Origin of the sequence: Hoeflea sp. TYP-13 (assembly GCF_040932035.1) — a bacterium.
In the GTDB taxonomy this organism is placed as follows: Bacteria; Pseudomonadota; Alphaproteobacteria; order Rhizobiales; family Rhizobiaceae; genus Hoeflea_A.
Map to the genome: position 1 here is coordinate 33,929 of NZ_JBFRBB010000005.1, position 13,924 is coordinate 47,852.

Consider the following 13,924-nt stretch of genomic DNA (forward strand, 5'->3'; position numbering starts at 1 on the left):
GAAAATCAGGATGGCGCCAACTCGATACTTCTCGATGCCGACCGCAACGGCGCATCGTTGAATACGCCACCTCCGACAGGAAGTGTGGCGCAAATGGCGGACCACTGGGGTAGATTTACTCCGGACCTGAGCACACAGTGAAAGGCGCGGGCGCAAGCCCGCGCTTTTGATTGTCGGGAGAAATTTGCATAGTGTCGGCAATCGTGATTCTGACGTTTGTCTGGCCGCTTGAAATCATAGATTGTTTTGGATGTCGTTCTACAGCCTGCTTCACCTCGAGGAAAAAGAACATTCGGCGGTAAATGTAAAAACTGCTGACTTCGACGATCAGGTCCGGCTGTATGTCAGCTGCGCCGTGTGCCTGTCGAACTCCCTTGCTCTTGAAGGCAGGGAGCTGACCGTGATCACGAACAATGGCGAGGCCATCAACAGGGCCGCGGCTGCAATCGGCGGCAGGCTGAAAATCCGGGAAATACCGTTTGTCACCGAGATCCCGTCCGGCATCGATTTTTATTCCGCACATCACAAAATCGATTGCTACCGGTACTTTGCAGGCCTCGATGCGCCCTATGCTGCACTCGTCGATCTCGATGCCATCTGCGTCAATGCGTTCCCGGCATCCTTCGACCGCAATATCGAGCTCGGTGTGCCGATGTGTTACGACATATCGGATCAGGCGATCCCGACGCACGGAGCCGAACGGCTACGGCAGGATCTCAAGAAAATTCACGGACATGAATCCGAAGGCCGATGGTACGGCGGCGAGTTCATATGTGCGCCGCCGTTATTCTACCGCCGGCTGGTCGAAAAAATCGAAGGCGTCTACGATAACTACACCCGTCACATATCCGATCTGCATCACGTGGGCGACGAGACACTGACCACGGCGGCCATCGAACTGTTGAAGCTTGATGGAATTCAGGTCGCGGATGCAGGAACACTGGGCATCGTCGCGCGCCACTGGAATTGCAGCAGGCCGGGATTCATACAGCGCCCCTTCGAGCATGCCTCGAATGCCGCAATCCTTCATCTGCCGATCGACAAGCCGTTTCTCGCCAAACTGGGACGCTCGAAGCAAGCATCACACCGGGACTTTTTCCGCCGCTACGATTTTCGGCGAAAGGACTACCTGCTCAGAAAATTGCGGGCAACGGGCGGTGCAGTGCGGCTCGGCCTGAAGCATTTCAGAACATATGTCTCAAATCCGCTGCTGCATAAAACAGGCATCAAGAAACGGCACGTCCGCCGCTGACGGAAACCTGGCCTCGCCACAATGTGAGGCACTTCGCGGTGGGAATATCCGTGAGTAAGAGAGTGGTGCCCCCGGTCGGACTCGAACCGACACTTCCGAAGAAATTGGATTTTGAATCCAACGCGTCTACCAGTTCCGCCACAGGGGCCCTGTGTCGTCTTGCAAATCAGCAGCCGGAATATACGTACAGGTAACGCCCGGTCAACTTGCTTTTGCTAGCTTCAGCGACGAAAAGTGCAAAATCCGGTTTACGCCAAACACGATTCTTTCTATTACCACCGCGCCAACGGGGACCATAAGAGCGAGTTGACGGTAAATTGAAACATTTGATGGCGGAAAATCGGTCCACTCGGATAGGCGCGTCGCGCAGCGCGATGTGGTACATCGGGCAAGCGGCGCAACGACGCCGATGGGCCGATATTCCGCCACCCTTGAAAGGAAAGAGCTTGTTGATAAACAATGTCAAACGGGCCGGGCGATTTTGCCCGCTGACTGCGTTGGCTTGCGCTTGTGGTGGGGAAGCACCACGGCGCGCAACCCGCCTTGTCAGCGACCAAAATCGCCCCGGTCTAATGCTTCAATTTACCGTCAACTCGCTCTAATGCTCAGACGCCTTTACGACTGGACCATGTCGCTTGCCGCAACGCGCCATGCCCGCATCGGTCTTGCCGGCGTCTCGTTCGTCGAAAGCTCGGTCTTCCCGATCCCGCCCGATGTGCTGCTCATTCCAATGGTCCTGGCGGACCGGGCCAACTGGTGGAAGAACGCGCTGATCTGCACGGTTGCATCTGTTCTCGGCGCACTGCTCGGCTATGCCATCGGCATGTTTCTGTACGAAGCCGTGGGCCAGCCGATCCTCGCATTCTACGGCAAGGAAGACGCCTTTGAGCGCATCAGCCAGTGGTATAACACCTATGGCGGCTGGGGCGTGCTGTTTGCCGCCATCACCCCGTTTCCCTACAAGGTGCTGACAATATTTTCCGGCGCCACCGGCCTGAACCTTGTGACATTTATTGTCGTCAGCGTCATTGGCAGGAGTTTCCGCTTCTTTCTCGTCGCCTATCTTCTATACAGATTCGGCGAGCCGATCCGGGCCTTTATCGAGAAATATCTCGGCATTCTTTTTGCCATATTCATGGTGCTACTGATCGGCGGCTTTTACGCGCTGCGTTTCGTATTTTAGAGGGAAATTCAATGGTTGCGCTCAACGCACCCACCGGTGGCGAAAAAACAATACAGGCGCTGGCAATAGCCGTCGCCATGGCGCTTGTCGTCGGCGCCGCGCTGGGGTTCGAGCATATTGGCGGGTATATCCCCTGCGCCCTGTGTCTTGAACAGCGCACGCCCTATTATGTCGGCGTGCCGGTGATGATTGTCGCAGCCATTTCATCGGCGATGAAAGCACCTGCCATCATTACCAGAACACTGTTCGTCGCCGGCGGAGGCCTGATGATCTATGGCGCCGGGCTCGGCGTTTACCACTCCGGTGTAGAATGGGCCTGGTGGGAGGGTCCCGCGGACTGCAGCGGCGCTGCCGGCCTCACCACCGATGCCAGTAATCTTCTGAGCGATCTCAATGCCATCAAGCCGCCGGCCTGCAATGAAGCCGCGCTCAGGGTGCTCGGCCTTTCCTTCGCCGGTTGGAACGTGATTGCAAGCGTGATCCTTGCAATTGCCTGCCTGCGCGGCGCGTTTGGCAGCAGGGCCTGACAGCACGACAGAAAACAAGGTTGATATGTTGCGTGCGATGCCCAGATCGCTTTCGACGCATCAGGGCTCCAGCTCGACATCCCAGTAGAGATAGTCCATCCAGCTTTCGTGCAGATAGTTGGGCGGGAACATGCGGCCGTTATTGTGCAGATCATGCACCGTCGGATGATAGGGCTTTTGCGCCGGGAACATCCGCGCCTGCTTCGGCATCTTGCCGCCCTTTTTCAGATTGCAGGACGAACAGGCCGCAACGATATTCTCCCAGGTCGTCTCCCCGCCATAGCGGCGCGGAATGACGTGATCGAAGGTCAGATCCTTTTCGGTACCGCAATACTGGCACTTGAACCGGTCGCGCAGAAACACGTTGAACCGTGTAAAGGCTGGATAACGGCTTGGTTTTACGTAACTTTTCAGGCAAACGACACTGGGCAGCGCCATCGACATGCTGGGAGACGACACGCGGTGCTCATATTCGGCCAGGATGTTCACACGGTCGAGAAAGACCGCCTTTATCGCATCCTGCCAGGACCAAAGCGATAAAGGGTAGTAGCTGAGGGGCCGGTAATCGGCATTCAGCACCAGCGCCGGAAGCGCATCGGGTGATACTGCAATCGTCAATTCACTCTCCTGAGTGATTCGCCAGTCGTCTTCGATATATTAGGCCGGTTGTTACAGGATTGTGAAGTAATCTCAGGAAATTGACGATGATTGATGCCTGTGCGGCCTCCGCATCGGCCAAACATCGCTATCCGGTGGGAATCACATCCCCGCGCCGCATCTCGGTTGAATAATACGCCCAAAACAGCCGCGCGGCCACACCCCTCCAGGGCTGCCACCGGCAGGCTATTTCACGCAACGTCTTTTGATCGGGGCGATTGCCCATCTGAAATGCATGGCCGGCGGCGCTTTGCAGCGCAACATCGCCGGCAGGGAATATATCGCCATGGCCGGCGCAAAAAAGCAGGTAGACCTCGGCGGTCCACACGCCGACGCCCTTCAGCGCCGTCATCGCCGCGATGGAATCCCCGGCCGGCATCGCACACAGGGCACGCGGGTCGATATCGCCGCTTATGATTGCATTTGCAGCCCCCTTGAGCGTCGTTTCCTTCGACCGAGACAGCCCTATCCTGCGGCATTGTTCATCGTCAAGCGCTGCGATCTGTTCCGGAGCACAGCCCTGCGCCTCGTCGACAAGCCGTTTCCAGATTGCCGCGGCGGCAGCTTTTGAAACCATTTGCGCGACGATGATTTCAGCTAAGCCCCGAAATCCGGGCGCCCTTCTGCGAAGCGGCACCGGACCGGCCTTTTCCACAACCTCGGCAAGGCGTCCATCGATCCGCACAAGCGCCTCGAGCCCTTCGGCAACATCATCCGGCGTCTCGATCGTTCTGACATTCATATCTGGCGCTCCGGGCCTCCTGACAAATCGGATATTTACCGCTCCGCGGTGCAATTTCGACTGGTACGGCTTTGAATTTTCGCTTTCTTCATGTCTATGCTGCAGCAATATGCAAAACCCGATCAACCCTCGCAATGCCGGAGCTGCGCAGTGTCAGAAAACCGCATCAGATGACCTTGTCCCAGCGTGTCTTCCGGTTTGCGCCGAGCCCCAATGGCGCCCTTCATCTCGGCCATGCCTACTCGGCGTTGCGCAACTATGAACTGGCCCAAGAATGCGGAGGCGTCATGCTGTTGCGCATGGAGGACATCGACACCGTCCGGTGCACACCGCAGTTCGAGCAGCGCATTGTCGAAGACCTCCACTGGCTCGGCATTACCTGGCCGGAGCCCGTCCGCCGCCAGAGCGATCATTTCGAGGACTATCGCAACGCACTTGCGCGACTACAGGAGATGGGTCTCGTCTACCCGGCATTTCTGACGCGTCGGCAGATTCGAGACAAGGTCAATGAGACTGACAAAAAATGGCCGCGTGACCCGGACGGCGCACCGCACTATCCCGGCGATGAACGCCTGCTGCCTGAGAGGAAACGGCTCGAACTGATCAGTTCCGGCCTTCCGTTCGCCTGGCGTCTGGACATGCAAAAAGCCTGTGCGATTGCGGGAAGCGCGCTGACCTGGCGAGAAAGCGGCAACGGTCCGGACGGGCAAACCGGCCTGATCGATGCAGAACCCGAACGCTGGGGTGACGTGATCCTGGCGCGCAAGGATACGCCAACCAGCTATCACCTGTCCGTGGTAATAGATGATGCCTTGCAGGAAATCAGCGACGTCGTGCGCGGCCATGACCTGTTCCACGCGACATCCGTCCACAGGCTCCTGCAAAGGCTCCTGAACCTTCCTGAACCGAACTATCGCCACCATCGGCTTTTGACGGATGAAAGCGGACGAAAGCTGTCGAAGAGCAGCGGAGATACCGCCATAGGCGCTTTGCGCGAGCGCGGTTTGACGGCTGAGAATGTCATTCAAAAATGCAAAACCGGCGCCAGGATCTGACGCCGGTTAATCTGCATAAATCGGTCTGAGTTGGCTTGATCAGGTCCGAAGGAACAGGTGCTTGAACACCGCCAGGACAAGCAGCGATCCGAAGGCGCCGACCAGGGCCGAGCCAACAACCACTTCCATCCTGCCAAGCGGCAGCCCAACCAGTTCGGCCAGGAACAGTCCAAGAGCCAGACCGGTTCCCAGTATGGTCATATTGCCAAACACGCCGAATCCGATCGAGCCCATCACGCCATCCATGGCATGACCGACAAAGAAGCAGATCACGACACAGGCAATCAGCAGCCCGTAAGCCATTTCCGGCGACAAGTATCCAAACATATCCTTGCTCCGTCATTTGCAGGCGCGAAGCCTCAGTGCCGCCCTACACTTTCGAGAAACCTCCGCGTGACAATTCATTTGCCAGGTCCTGATGATACCCGAAAATCTACTGGTTTTGTCGGAATGTAGAAATTGCAGTTAATACAAAGTGGATGCAAAAGCCCGCATTTTAGGGCTTTTTACCATTGGTTCACCCTAATGGCCGCACCAGTATCACTTACGCTCGGCAAGGATCGAGGCGTTCAGCTCCGCGCCCAGAATGAAGATCGCTGCAACAATATACAGGAAAATCAATGCGATCATGATGGAGGCCAGCCCCGCATAGGTCGCAACATAGGTGGAGAAGCGTTGCAGATAGGCTGAAAATGCGAGCGCTCCGGTCATCCAGAAAATCATGGTTACCAAAACCCCCGGAACGATTGCCCTGAAGGGCCTGTAACCGGCCGGCAACCAGCGATGACAGACGATCAAACCGACAAAAAGCAGGACCACGGCAACCACCAGCCGCCAGTTGTCCAGATGGGAAATCAGGTCGTCCGACCAGGGAGCCCATTTGCGCAAAAGATCGGTCAAAAGCGGCGCCAAGACAAGAAGAAAGCTGATCGCCAGCAATATCAGCGTTGCGATAATGATAAACCCGAGGCTCTGGGCGCGGGTAAAGAATATAGAGCGCCGGTCGTCGACGCGGTAAGCCCGGTTGAGCGCGACACGCAACGCTTCGACCCCGTTGGAGGCAAAAAAAGCGGCCGTGAGGACCGATACCGTCAGCACACCGCCGCGATTGACGGTCAGGACAGTCAGCACCTGTTGCGAAATCGGTTCGGCTATCGATTTGGGCCAGGTATCGAAAATTATGTGAACCGCCGTATCGGCAAAGGCGTCGGCTCCGACAAAACTCGCCAGCGACGTTGCGAAAATCAAAAACGGGAAGACGGCCAGCAAGGTGGACAGTGCGACATGGCTGGCCATCGCCCAGCCGTCATCCTGATTGAAATGGATCACGGCGCCCGAGACCACTTTCCACGCCTGCTGTGCTGTCATACATCGCCTCCCGGGGTCCACTGACGGCTATCCGTCCGCCGGTCATTATCGCCATCTGGCCGCCAGTTATGCATGTAATAGCAAAGAAAGTGATTTCAAAAGAACCCGATATCGGCTCAATACACGGCGGCATGGCTTGTCAAAGCGAAATGCCAAGAGCTAATGAACGTGTTTTGCAGCTCCGGGTGCAATCCCGGAAACGCCAACGAGGACCGGAGCAATTCATGCAACAGCACAAATCCATTCTAGTAACCGGATGCTCATCGGGTATCGGGGCCTATTGCGCTCGTGCCTTGAAAGATGATGGCTGGCGGGTTTTCGCTACGGCGCGCAAACCCGAAGATATCGATCACCTGAAATCGGACGGTCTGGAGACTTTCTATCTCGATTATCGCGAACCCGATAGCATTGCCAAACTGGCAAAGGACGTGCTGGAGCTGACCGGCGGGCGACTCGACGCGCTGTACAATAACGGCGCCTACAGCCAGCCGGGAGCGGTCGAGGACCTGAGCACCGATGCGCTGCGTGAGCAGTTCGAGGCCAATTTTTTCGGCTGGCATGACCTGACAAAACGCATCGTTCCGGTCATGCGCAGCCAGGGCCACGGCCGCATTGTGCAATGCTCCTCGATCCTGGGTCTGGTTCCTATGCGCTGGCGCGGTGCCTACAGCGCGTCGAAATTCGCGCTGGAAGGCCTGTCGGTGACGCTGCGTCACGAGCTAGCCGGAACCGACATTCATCTCAGCCTGATAGAGCCCGGTCCGATCGAATCGAAGATCGCCATCAACGCACTGCATTACATAGAAAAGAACATTGATGTCGAAGGCTCGGTTCACCGCGCCGACTACGAAAGGGAATTGCAGCGCCTGCGGCAGGGAGGCGTGCGGTCGAAAACCAAACTCCGGCCCGATGCGGTCTATGCCGTTCTCAAGCATGCGCTGGAAAGCAGCAGGCCAAAGCCGCACTACGTTCTGACGCGCCCGGCAAAGATCGCCACGGCTCTCAAACGTCTTCTTCCGGCCGGCGTTCTCTATGGCATATTGGAAAAACGCTAAGCGGGCCAATTTGTCACAATCCAAAAGGGGCGGACGGTCACGTTTATCGTGCTATGTCGCGGACCAACGACAAAAATCAGCAGGGATCCAATGACAACGTTCCTCTACTATCTGACAATGGTGGTCATGGCGGCCGTCGTCTTCGTTTTGTTTCGCGGCCTCCTCAACATGATGCGCGGCGGCTCGGGAAACCTGTCCAACAAACTGATGCAGATGCGGGTTCTTCTGCAGTTCATTGCGGTCGTGCTGATTGTGGTTGTATTGTGGATCACCGGCGGCGGACGCTGAGGGATTATTGCCATTGGTCAAACTGAACAAGATCTACACGCGGACGGGTGATGCTGGCACCACCGGACTTGGCACCGGGGAACGCCTGGCTAAGCACGATCTTCGCATCGAGGCATTCGGCACGGTGGACGAGGCCAATGCCTGCGTCGGCATGGCTCGGCTTCACACCGCAGGACTTGCCGATCTCGATGAGATTCTCGCCAGGGTTCAAAATGATTTCTTCGACCTCGGAGCTGACCTGGCAACACCCGACAATGGCAAAAAGTTGAAATACGAGCCGTTGCGCATCAGCGACCAGCAGGTCGAACGCGTCGAAGCCGAAATCGACCGGCTTAACGGCAAACTCGATCCGTTGCGGTCATTCGTTCTACCCGGCGGATCGCCGGCCGCAGCCGCTTTGCACCTGGCAAGGACCGTTGCGCGCCGCGCCGAGAGGCTGATGGTCGCGCTCAATGAAACCGGCACACATGTCAATCCGGCCGGACTTCGCTACATAAACCGTATCTCCGATCTGCTCTTTGTGGCCGCCCGCTGCGCCAATGAAAACGGCAAAGCCGACGTGTTGTGGGTGCCCGGGGAAAACCGCTGATCCCGGAGCCACCCGGCGGGAGACGGAGCCAGCCATGTTCATTCCGCTGCACGATAAAAACGATCTGGAACATATCGACGTCCAGTATGTGACACTCGCGCTGATCGGACTGAATGTCGCGATGTGGGTGCTGACGGCGCTCAGCGGTGAGAATGGAAGTTTCACCAATGCCGCGGTTCTCGGCCTCGGCTTTATTCCGGCGGTTGCCTATGGCAGTGCTGAACTCGCACCTGAATTTGCAGTGGTGCCGGAAACCGCGACCTACATCACCTATGCCTTCCTGCATGCCGATTTCTGGCACCTGGCCGGCAACATGCTGTTTTTGTGGGTCTTCGGCGACAATATCGAGGATGCACTCGGTCATTTCAGGTTTCTGATTTTCTATCTCGCCTGTGCCGCCGCAGGCGCCCTGGCTCATGGATTGTTGCAGCCTGTCTCGGAGGCCCCTCTGATCGGCGCTTCCGGAGCTGTTGCCGGCATTGTCGCGGCCTATCTGATCCTGCATCCGCGCATTCGGGTCTGGGTCCTTGTTCTCGGCCGCTTGCCGCTGCCTCTTCCCGCTTATATCCCGCTGGCGATCTGGATCGGCTTTCAGTTCTTCATGGTCGTAACAGACGGTGACAGCGGCGTATCCTGGGCGGCGCATATCGGCGGCATAGTCGCCGGCGCCATTCTCGTTGTTCTGTTGAAACGCAAAGACGTGCCCTTGTTCGACCGCCGCATCATCTCCCCGTGGGCCGTTGTTCACAAGCACGGTCCGGATCAGCAAACGCCGCCCCGGTGGGGACGTTAATTTTGCAACTGCTCACGCGAGGGCGAACAGAAATGACGCAGCTGCAGCATAATCGCGATTGACGTAAGCGGTAACTTGCAGATATGTGACTGCCAAGAGGCTCGAAATTCAAATTGTCCGGGCAAATTGTTGGCCAGAATTGAACATGTTCATGTCGCCTTCCAGCCATCATTCAGCGATCCGGATGTGCACATATATGCGCACGATTTGAGAAAGGTAAGCGAATGAAAGTTCTGGTCCCCGTAAAACGGGTCGTAGATTACAACGTCAAGATCCGCGTCCGTCCTGATGGCTCAGGTGTCGAACTGACCAACGTCAAAATGTCGATGAATCCGTTCGACGAGATTTCCGTGGAAGAAGCCATCCGGCTGAAAGAAGCCGGCAAGGTCGAAGAGATCGTCGCTGTTTCAGTCGGCCCGGCAAAGGCCGAGGAAACCCTGCGCACGGCCCTTGCCATGGGCGCCGACCGCGGCATCCTGGTCCAGACCGACGATCTGGTCGAGCCACTTGCGGTTGCCAAGATCCTGAAGGGTATCGTCGGAGAGGAAAATCCGGATCTCGTCATCGTCGGCAAGCAGGCAATCGATGACGATGCCAACCAGACCGGCCAGATGCTGGCTGCTCTTCTCGGCTGGTCCCAGGGCACCTTCGCATCCGAGGTAGAAATCGGCGATGGTGTTGCCAAGGTCACCCGCGAGGTGGACGGCGGACTGCAGACCGTGGAAATCAAACTTCCCGCTGTCGTCACCACTGACCTGCGTCTCAATGAGCCGCGCTATGCGTCTTTGCCCAACATCATGAAGGCCAAGAAAAAGCCGCTCGACAAGAAGACGACCGCGGATTACGGCGTCGATACCGCTCCGCGTCTGAAGGTTCTGACCACCGAGGAGCCGGAAGGCCGCAAGGCCGGCGTCAAGGTCGAGAGCGTTGCCGAGCTTGTCGACAAGCTCAAGAACGAAGCCGGCGTGCTTTAGGAAAGGACACAGCATCATGACCATTCTTCTTCTTGCAGAACATGACAATGCGTCCCTTTCGGATCAGACCGCAAAGGCGCTTTCCGCCGCCGCCCAGATCGGGGGCGATATCCACGTGCTGGTCGCCGGCAAAGACGCTCAGGCTGCAGCGGACGCCGCCGCCAAACTCGACGGCGTCTCCAAGGTGCTTCTGGCCGAGGCCGACGAATTTGAGGTCAATCTCGCAGAACCGACGGCAGCGCTGATCGTTGCGCTGGCCGAGGGCTACGACACGATTGTTGCTGCGGCCACCACCAACGGCAAGAACATCATGCCGCGCGTTGCCGCACTGCTTGACGTCATGCAGATTTCCGACATCACCGATGTCGTAAGTGCAGACACCTTCAAGCGCCCGATCTATGCCGGCAATGCCATTCAGACTGTACAGGCCACAGATGCCAAAAAGGTCATCACCGTGCGCACCGCGGGCTTCAGCGCCGCCGGCGAAGGCGGTTCGGCTTCGGTCGAGACGGTTGCGGCAGTCGACAATCCCGGCCTTTCAACCTTTATCGAAGCCAAACTGTCGGAAAGCGATCGTCCCGAGCTTACCTCGGCGAAGATCATCATTTCCGGTGGCCGCGCACTCGGTTCGGAGGAAAAGTTCCAGGAAGTCATCCTGCCGGTTGCCGACAAGCTCGGCGCCGCCGTCGGCGCGTCGCGTGCCGCCGTCGATGCCGGCTACGCCCCGAACGACTGGCAGGTTGGCCAGACCGGCAAGGTCGTGGCACCCGAGCTCTACATTGCCTGCGGCATTTCCGGTGCGATCCAGCATCTGGCCGGCATGAAGGACTCCAAGGTTATCGTTGCCATCAACAAGGACGACGAGGCACCGATTTTCCAGGTGGCCGACTACGGGCTGGTCGGAGATCTGTTCGATATCCTGCCTGAACTCGAGAAGGCTCTTTAGTTCAGACAGTTACCTGACTGGGCCGTGTGTATTTCGGACGCGCGGCGCATTGTCTCAATTCAGGTAAAATCATTGCGCAATATTGATGGCCGGGCTGGACGTTGTCTGCCCGGCCATTTAGTTTGTGCTCGAAATTAAGCGCGAGTGCGATTTACCCCGCAAGAAATGGAACAGGTCATGGCCAACGCGATCAAATCTGTTGGAATAATCGGAGCCGGTCAGATGGGAAGCGGCATTGCGCATGTATGCGCGGTGGCCGGCTACGACGTCCATCTGAATGACATCTCCGAAGAACGTATTCAGGAGGGCTTGGCAACCGTTAACGGCAATATGGCACGGCAGGTTTCGGCCGGCACGCTGAAGGAGGAAGAGCGCACCAAGGCAGTTGGACGCATCCACGCCGCCCCGCAAATCGATGACCTTGCCTCACTCGATCTGGTGATCGAAGCGGCGACCGAAGACGAGACTGTCAAGCGCAAGATTTTCGCCAATCTGTGCCCGATCCTCAATCCGGAAGCGATCCTTGCGACCAACACCTCGTCATTGTCAATCACCAGGCTCGCCTCGGCGACCGACCGGCCCGAGCGGTTTATCGGCATTCACTTCATGAACCCGGTTCCGGTCATGCACCTTGTCGAGCTTGTGCGCGGTATCGCCACCGAGGACGTCACCTTCGACACGGCCAAGAAGTTTGTCGGCTCGCTCGACAAGACCGTAACTGTCGCGGAAGATTTCCCCGCCTTCATCGTTAACCGCATCCTCTTGCCGATGATCAACGAGGCGATCTACACGCTCTATGAGGGTGTCGGCACGGTTGAAGCAATCGATACGTCCATGAAACTTGGTGCCAACCATCCGATCGGTCCGCTGCAGCTTGCCGATTTCATCGGCCTCGATACCTGCCTTTCCATCATGCAGGTTCTCTATGACGGATTAGCCGATTCGAAATATCGGCCCTGCCCGCTGCTGGTGAAATACGTCGAAGCCGGATGGCTCGGCCGCAAAACCGGCCGCGGCTTTTATGATTATCGCGGCGATGAGCCGGTCCCGACACGCTGAGGAAAGCCAGATGACCGAACAGCCGGTTGCAATCATCATCGGCGGCGGCAGCGGCATGGGCGCCGGCGCCGCAAAAAAGCTGGCTGCCGACGGCTATCGCATTGCCGTCCTTTCCTCCTCCGGCAAGGGCATAGCGCTTGCCGAAGAACATGGCGGCATCGGCCTGACCGGCTCGAACCGCAATGCGGCTGACCTGCAGGCAATCGTTGACGCGGCGATGGACAAATGGGGCCGCATCGATGCCGTCGTCAACAGCGCCGGACACGGGCCAAAGGGGCCTGTCCTGGAACTGACCGATGAAGACTGGCACGAAGGTCTGGAGTTTTATCTTCTCAATGTTGTTCGCATCGCGCGTATCGTCACGCCGGTCATGCAGGCGCAGAAATCGGGCTCCATCGTCAATATATCGACCTATGCGGCGTTTGAGCCGGAAGAGACCTTTCCGACCTCAGGCGTATTCAGATCCGGCCTTGCCGCCTTCACCAAGCTTTTCACGGACAAGTACTCCATCGACAATGTGCGTATGAACAATGTTCTTCCAGGCTTCATCGACAGCCTGCCAGAAAAAGAGGATCGCCGCGCACGCATTCCCATGGGTCGCTACGGCTCCGTCGAGGAGGTTTCAGAGCTGATCGCTTTTCTCGCCTCGCCCAAATCAAGCTACATCACCGGCCAGAATATCCGCGTCGACGGCGGCATCACCCGCTCGGTTTAGCTGCTGCCACCGTCAACGCCTTCAAGTGCCTTGCCGATATAGGCCTTGGCATCATCGCCGGACCAGTGCGCCGGGCCGTTCATATTGGCAAGCAGGCATCCGTTTTCGCCGATCAGCAGCGTGACCGGCAGCCCAAAGGCCAGCCCGTCCTTTTTCAGCGCATTGAAGATCCCCATCGTGTTGTCGCGATAAAACCCCAGGCTGGAGACACCGATCTCGTCGAGGAAATTTTTCGGCTTGGTATCGTCGCCCTGATCGATATTGACCGCCACCACCTCGAAATTGTCACCGCCGAGCTCGCTTTGCAGCTGGTCGAGGGCCGGCATTTCCTCGCGGCACGGCGCGCACCATGTGGCCCACAGATTGACAAGCAGGGTCTTGCCGGCAAGGTCCGCAATCGAAGTCTGCTGCCCGTCCGGGGCATTGAAGGTCAGGGAAGAAAGAACTTTCGGATCGCTCGCGGAGGCCATGGCGGCGATATCGCCCCTGGCAAACGGCTGAATTGCTTCGGCGACGGCCAGAGAAGCCGAACAACTGCCGGCATCCGCACCGCTATTCGCATTGCCGGCGATTGCTGACGTGTTGCCAGAGGGCGTGCCCTTCACGTATACCGCACCGACAGCGGCCAGCAGGCCCAGGACAATGGCTGCGCCAATGATCCTGACTTTGGTGCGACTGTTGTTTTTTTGTTCTGACATTTACGTCATCTCCGGAGTTGACT

Annotated in this window: 17 protein-coding genes and 1 tRNA gene; 12 read left to right on the forward strand and 6 right to left on the reverse strand. The window is 57.6% G+C overall.

All coding sequences use genetic code 11. The annotated features are described in order from the left end of the window. The first annotated feature begins 250 nt into the window (after positions 1–250). The gene (locus ABVT35_RS23230) at positions 251–1,252 is read left to right on the forward strand and encodes a hypothetical protein (protein ID WP_368469773.1); all 1,002 of its coding nucleotides are present in this window, start codon (positions 251–253) and stop codon (positions 1,250–1,252) included. A gap of 63 nt (positions 1,253–1,315) precedes the next feature. Here ABVT35_RS23230 and ABVT35_RS23235 read toward each other — a convergent pair. Then, positions 1,316–1,400 (reverse strand) — tRNA-Leu (locus ABVT35_RS23235). 453 nt (positions 1,401–1,853) lie between these two features. On the opposite strand from ABVT35_RS23235, the gene ABVT35_RS23240 reads away from it, so the two are divergent. Beyond that, positions 1,854–2,435, forward strand: a complete 582-nt coding sequence (locus ABVT35_RS23240; RefSeq protein WP_368469776.1) for a YqaA family protein — start codon at positions 1,854–1,856, stop codon at positions 2,433–2,435. An 11-nt stretch (positions 2,436–2,446) separates the two neighbouring features. After that, entirely contained in the window at positions 2,447–2,962 is a 516-nt protein-coding gene (locus ABVT35_RS23245) for a disulfide bond formation protein B (RefSeq protein ID WP_368469777.1), read from the forward strand. Between the two features lie 60 nt (positions 2,963–3,022). On the opposite strand, the gene ABVT35_RS23250 is transcribed toward ABVT35_RS23245, so the two are convergent. Continuing rightward, entirely contained in the window at positions 3,023–3,580 is a 558-nt protein-coding gene (locus ABVT35_RS23250; protein ID WP_368469778.1) for an HNH endonuclease, read from the reverse strand. A gap of 127 nt (positions 3,581–3,707) precedes the next feature. Beyond that, a complete protein-coding gene (locus ABVT35_RS23255; protein ID WP_368469779.1) occupies positions 3,708–4,361 on the reverse strand; it encodes a DNA-3-methyladenine glycosylase in 654 nt (217 codons plus the stop codon). A gap of 176 nt (positions 4,362–4,537) precedes the next feature. On the opposite strand from ABVT35_RS23255, the gene gluQRS reads away from it, so the two are divergent. Next, positions 4,538–5,416 carry a tRNA glutamyl-Q(34) synthetase GluQRS gene (gene gluQRS / locus ABVT35_RS23260; RefSeq protein ID WP_368470437.1) on the forward strand — a complete coding sequence of 293 codons (879 nt, stop codon included), beginning with the start codon at positions 4,538–4,540 and terminating at the stop codon, positions 5,414–5,416. Between the two features lie 39 nt (positions 5,417–5,455). Here gluQRS and ABVT35_RS23265 read toward each other — a convergent pair whose 3' ends face one another. Both ABVT35_RS23265 and ABVT35_RS23270 read right to left on the reverse strand, forming a co-directional pair. Beyond that, on the reverse strand, positions 5,456–5,743 hold the full coding sequence (locus ABVT35_RS23265) for a hypothetical protein (protein ID WP_368469780.1): 288 nt from the start codon (positions 5,741–5,743) through the stop codon (positions 5,456–5,458). Positions 5,744–5,956: 213 nt separating this feature from the next. Then, positions 5,957–6,784, reverse strand: coding sequence for a YihY/virulence factor BrkB family protein (locus tag ABVT35_RS23270; RefSeq protein WP_368469781.1), 828 nt, complete (start codon positions 6,782–6,784; stop codon positions 5,957–5,959). Between the two features lie 224 nt (positions 6,785–7,008). Between ABVT35_RS23270 and ABVT35_RS23275 the strand changes: the two genes are divergently transcribed. The 8 genes from ABVT35_RS23275 (at position 7,009) to ABVT35_RS23310 (ending at position 13,203) form a co-directional block, all read left to right on the forward strand. Continuing rightward, entirely contained in the window at positions 7,009–7,839 is an 831-nt protein-coding gene (locus ABVT35_RS23275; RefSeq protein ID WP_368469783.1) for an SDR family oxidoreductase, read from the forward strand. A 90-nt stretch (positions 7,840–7,929) separates the two neighbouring features. After that, positions 7,930–8,127 (forward strand): twin transmembrane helix small protein, encoded by a 198-nt coding sequence (locus ABVT35_RS23280; protein WP_368469784.1) that lies wholly within the window; start codon positions 7,930–7,932, stop codon positions 8,125–8,127. Between the two features lie 13 nt (positions 8,128–8,140). Continuing rightward, positions 8,141–8,716: a cob(I)yrinic acid a,c-diamide adenosyltransferase gene (locus tag ABVT35_RS23285; protein WP_368469787.1), complete on the forward strand. Its 576-nt coding sequence runs from the start codon at positions 8,141–8,143 to the stop codon at positions 8,714–8,716. Between the two features lie 34 nt (positions 8,717–8,750). Next, positions 8,751–9,509, forward strand: coding sequence for a rhomboid family intramembrane serine protease (locus tag ABVT35_RS23290; protein ID WP_368469788.1), 759 nt, complete (start codon positions 8,751–8,753; stop codon positions 9,507–9,509). 224 nt (positions 9,510–9,733) lie between these two features. Then, a complete protein-coding gene (locus tag ABVT35_RS23295) occupies positions 9,734–10,483 on the forward strand; it encodes an electron transfer flavoprotein subunit beta/FixA family protein (protein WP_368469789.1) in 750 nt (249 codons plus the stop codon). 16 nt (positions 10,484–10,499) lie between these two features. Next, positions 10,500–11,429 carry an electron transfer flavoprotein subunit alpha/FixB family protein gene (locus ABVT35_RS23300; RefSeq protein ID WP_368469790.1) on the forward strand — a complete coding sequence of 310 codons (930 nt, stop codon included), beginning with the start codon at positions 10,500–10,502 and terminating at the stop codon, positions 11,427–11,429. 177 nt (positions 11,430–11,606) lie between these two features. Next, positions 11,607–12,488, forward strand: a complete 882-nt coding sequence (locus ABVT35_RS23305) for a 3-hydroxybutyryl-CoA dehydrogenase (RefSeq protein ID WP_368469791.1) — start codon at positions 11,607–11,609, stop codon at positions 12,486–12,488. Positions 12,489–12,498: 10 nt separating this feature from the next. Then, the gene (locus ABVT35_RS23310; protein ID WP_368469793.1) at positions 12,499–13,203 is read left to right on the forward strand and encodes an SDR family oxidoreductase; all 705 of its coding nucleotides are present in this window, start codon (positions 12,499–12,501) and stop codon (positions 13,201–13,203) included. Here ABVT35_RS23310 and ABVT35_RS23315 read toward each other — a convergent pair. After that, positions 13,200–13,901 (reverse strand): TlpA family protein disulfide reductase, encoded by a 702-nt coding sequence (locus ABVT35_RS23315; RefSeq protein ID WP_368469794.1) that lies wholly within the window; start codon positions 13,899–13,901, stop codon positions 13,200–13,202. The two genes, ABVT35_RS23310 and ABVT35_RS23315, sit on opposite strands and share 4 nt — an antisense overlap. Positions 13,902–13,924 lie beyond the last annotated feature (23 nt).

Bases quoted from the DNA above. Each gene is read 5' to 3' on its own strand.
- ABVT35_RS23230 (WP_368469773.1), top strand. From the start codon at position 251: ATGTCGTTCTACAGCCTGCTTCACCTCGAGGAAAAAGAACATTCGGCG.
- ABVT35_RS23240 (WP_368469776.1), top strand. From the start codon at position 1,854: ATGCTCAGACGCCTTTACGACTGGACCATGTCGCTTGCCGCAACGCGC.
- ABVT35_RS23245 (WP_368469777.1), top strand. From the start codon at position 2,447: ATGGTTGCGCTCAACGCACCCACCGGTGGCGAAAAAACAATACAGGCG.
- ABVT35_RS23255 (WP_368469779.1), bottom strand. From the start codon at position 4,361: ATGAATGTCAGAACGATCGAGACGCCGGATGATGTTGCCGAAGGGCTC.
- ABVT35_RS23265 (WP_368469780.1), bottom strand. From the start codon at position 5,743: ATGTTTGGATACTTGTCGCCGGAAATGGCTTACGGGCTGCTGATTGCC.
- ABVT35_RS23270 (WP_368469781.1), bottom strand. From the start codon at position 6,784: ATGACAGCACAGCAGGCGTGGAAAGTGGTCTCGGGCGCCGTGATCCAT.
- ABVT35_RS23275 (WP_368469783.1), top strand. From the start codon at position 7,009: ATGCAACAGCACAAATCCATTCTAGTAACCGGATGCTCATCGGGTATC.
- ABVT35_RS23280 (WP_368469784.1), top strand. From the start codon at position 7,930: ATGACAACGTTCCTCTACTATCTGACAATGGTGGTCATGGCGGCCGTC.
- ABVT35_RS23290 (WP_368469788.1), top strand. From the start codon at position 8,751: ATGTTCATTCCGCTGCACGATAAAAACGATCTGGAACATATCGACGTC.
- ABVT35_RS23295 (WP_368469789.1), top strand. From the start codon at position 9,734: ATGAAAGTTCTGGTCCCCGTAAAACGGGTCGTAGATTACAACGTCAAG.
- ABVT35_RS23300 (WP_368469790.1), top strand. From the start codon at position 10,500: ATGACCATTCTTCTTCTTGCAGAACATGACAATGCGTCCCTTTCGGAT.
- ABVT35_RS23305 (WP_368469791.1), top strand. From the start codon at position 11,607: ATGGCCAACGCGATCAAATCTGTTGGAATAATCGGAGCCGGTCAGATG.
- ABVT35_RS23310 (WP_368469793.1), top strand. From the start codon at position 12,499: ATGACCGAACAGCCGGTTGCAATCATCATCGGCGGCGGCAGCGGCATG.
- ABVT35_RS23315 (WP_368469794.1), bottom strand. From the start codon at position 13,901: ATGTCAGAACAAAAAAACAACAGTCGCACCAAAGTCAGGATCATTGGC.